Annotated in this window: 3 protein-coding genes; 2 read left to right on the top strand and 1 reads right to left on the bottom strand. The window is 39.8% G+C overall.

All coding sequences use genetic code 11. The annotated features are described in order from the left end of the window. Positions 1 to 43 precede the first annotated feature (43 nt). Positions 44 to 1,069 (top strand): uroporphyrinogen decarboxylase, encoded by a 1,026-nt coding sequence (gene hemE / locus ACEW8O_RS24685; protein WP_373497298.1) that lies wholly within the window; start codon positions 44 to 46, stop codon positions 1,067 to 1,069. 260 nt (positions 1,070 to 1,329) lie between these two features. Beyond that, positions 1,330 to 2,085, top strand: coding sequence for a DUF6733 family protein (locus tag ACEW8O_RS24680; protein ID WP_373497297.1), 756 nt, complete (start codon positions 1,330 to 1,332; stop codon positions 2,083 to 2,085). A 34-nt stretch (positions 2,086 to 2,119) separates the two neighbouring features. On the opposite strand, the gene ACEW8O_RS24675 is transcribed toward ACEW8O_RS24680, so the two are convergent. Next, a partial coding sequence (locus ACEW8O_RS24675) for an MOSC domain-containing protein (protein ID WP_373497296.1) occupies positions 2,120 to 2,506 on the bottom strand: 387 nt, incomplete at its 5' end.

Below are 2,506 nucleotides of genomic sequence, written 5' to 3'. Positions count from 1 at the left end.
TGGGAATCACCTAGTGGGAGATTTTTTGTTTTATCTTTACAGCATGCAATTGAAAAATGACTTATTATTAAGGGCAGCCAAAGGAGAACCTGTGGAAAGGACGCCTGTTTGGCTGATGCGTCAGGCCGGAAGAATTCTGCCTGAATATAGGGCCGTAAGGGATAGTGTAAGTGGATTTATAGAATTGGCCCAAACTCCGGAGTTGGCAGCAGAGGTAACCATTCAGCCTGTTGACATTTTAAGGGTAGATGCTGCCATTATTTTTTCGGATATCCTCGTGATTCCTGAAGCCATGGGGCTTCCTTATGAGATGGTTGAAAAAAGGGGTCCGTATTTTCCTGATACTATAAGTTCAGCTTCCGATCTTAAAAAACTTAGGATTGCAAATGGGACGGATGACCTGAGGTATGTAATTGAAGCCATCCGGATCACCAAAAAAGCTTTGAATGGCAGGGTTCCGCTTATCGGTTTTGCCGGTGCGCCATGGACAATTTTTGCTTATATGGTAGAGGGTTCAGGCAGTAAGACTTTTTCCAAAGCCAGGGGGATGTTGTACACCGAACCGGTTTTGTCCCATAAGCTTCTCCAGATGATTACTGATAGTACAATCAATTACCTCAAAGCCCAGATTGAAGCAGGAGTCAACTTGGTCCAGATATTTGACAGTTGGGCAGGAATCCTACCACCGGATCATTATAGGGAGTTTTCTTTACCTTATATATCCCAGATCTGCGATGCGATCAATGAGGTGCCCAAAACAGTTTTTGCCAAAGGTGCATTCTTTGCAAGAGAAGAAATGGCCCAATTGAATTGCGAGACCATTGGGCTGGACTGGAACATGGGGATAGCGGAATCCAGAAAAATGATCGGTCCGAATAAAACTTTACAAGGAAACCTTGATCCTGCCGCCTTGTATGGCAGTCCCAAGCAAGTTGAGGAGGCTACCATCGGAATGATGGACCAATTCAAAGGATGTCGGCATATTGCCAATCTAGGACACGGTGTTTATCCAGATATTGATCCTGAAATGGTCAAAATTTTTATCCAAACGGTGAAAAATTACAGTTAATCGTAAATCTTGTGATGTAATCATTAAAAAAGGAAGGTGTTGCACCTTCCTTTTTTTGTTATTGTCAAAATTCAAGAGGGTATTTTATAGATATTGTAAAAATTCATATTATCGGTTGTTTTTTAAACTATGAAAGTTATTATTTATTGTATTTTTGAAAAAAAGTGTTAATTTTCGAACTTCAAATCAGTTATAAAACATTTTAAAGTTAATAACTGGTTTAAAATGAAACCTATTTACTCACAAAACCTATTAAACCTATGAAAAACAGATTTACAAAATTAGGAGCAGCCCTAATGTTAGTCGGAATGCTAAGCATTTCGACTTTGATTCAAGATGCCAAAGCCCAAGAAGAAAGCAAATTCAGCATGGATGTCACGCTTAATTCGGATATCTTTTTTGGATTTTATCCTTTTTTTCAAGGCGCATACAGCATCAATGACAAAACCGATTTCACATTTTACGGAATCCTTTGGTCAGGTGGAACCGGCAGTGGCTGGGGTAACTGGACTGAATTCGGAATTGGGTTCAGCACCGAAGTATCAGAGGGTATTTCCATAACTCCCCAGATTGGATTGTTGAACGGAAGTCTAACCTCAGGTCTTGGTGTTCCTGTATTGGGAGAAGGTATTGTTCCAAACCTTACCATAGGAATTGACAAATCAGTACTTGAAGGTGAAATTTATTTGGGATATTATTATGGTCTTAACCATGGTAACTCCACAACACTAAACTTTTTACATTACTGGGTAAATGGCGGTGTTAAATTGACACCAATGTTTTCTGCAGGATTGCATTTTGAACAATTACGATTTGCTGGTGGTAGTGAAACAGAATCAGATGCGGCTTATAACTACTATGTAGCATTGGGTCCTTACATTCAGTTTGCAGACCCTAAGGGAGGGGCTTTTACCAGATTTACAGCTGGAGGAGATTTAAGACCTGATGAAATGGTTACAAAAAGTGAATGGAGACAACCATCATTCTTTAAATTGACAGTTGGATATAGCTTCTAAAAACAATCAAGTGGCCGGATAATTTCCGGCCACTTTACTTTTTATATATAGTGATTTGATCACCTGCTCTGATTTTTTTTCCTTCCAAAAGGGACATGTTTTGTCCAAACATCACTTTTCCTCCGATACTTCTATATCCTGAAAGGGTTTTTAAAGGTTCTTTGTATTTCTTTCCGGTCTCTTGGTCTATGGTGGTCATCACACACCTTGCACAAGGTTTGGTGATTTTAAATACAGCATCTCCGATTTTCACTTTCTCCCAATCATCTTCTTCAAATGCTTCTCCACCGGAAAAAACAAAGTTTGGTCTGAACCTGTCCATGGGTACGGGATGTTCAAGTTTGCTGTTCAGGTCATCCAATGAGGCCTGACCTATCAGCAAGTAGGGCATTCCATCCGCAAAACTCACAGATTCATTTTT

It is taken from the genome of Aquiflexum sp. (assembly GCF_041749095.1).
Classification (GTDB): domain Bacteria; phylum Bacteroidota; class Bacteroidia; order Cytophagales; family Cyclobacteriaceae; genus Aquiflexum.
This window is presented reverse-complemented; position numbering and strand designations above follow the sequence as displayed.

Coding starts and splice junctions, on each gene's coding strand:
- hemE (WP_373497298.1), top strand. CDS start 44: ATGCAATTGAAAAATGACTTATTATTAAGGGCAGCCAAAGGAGAACCT.
- ACEW8O_RS24680 (WP_373497297.1), top strand. CDS start 1,330: ATGAAAAACAGATTTACAAAATTAGGAGCAGCCCTAATGTTAGTCGGA.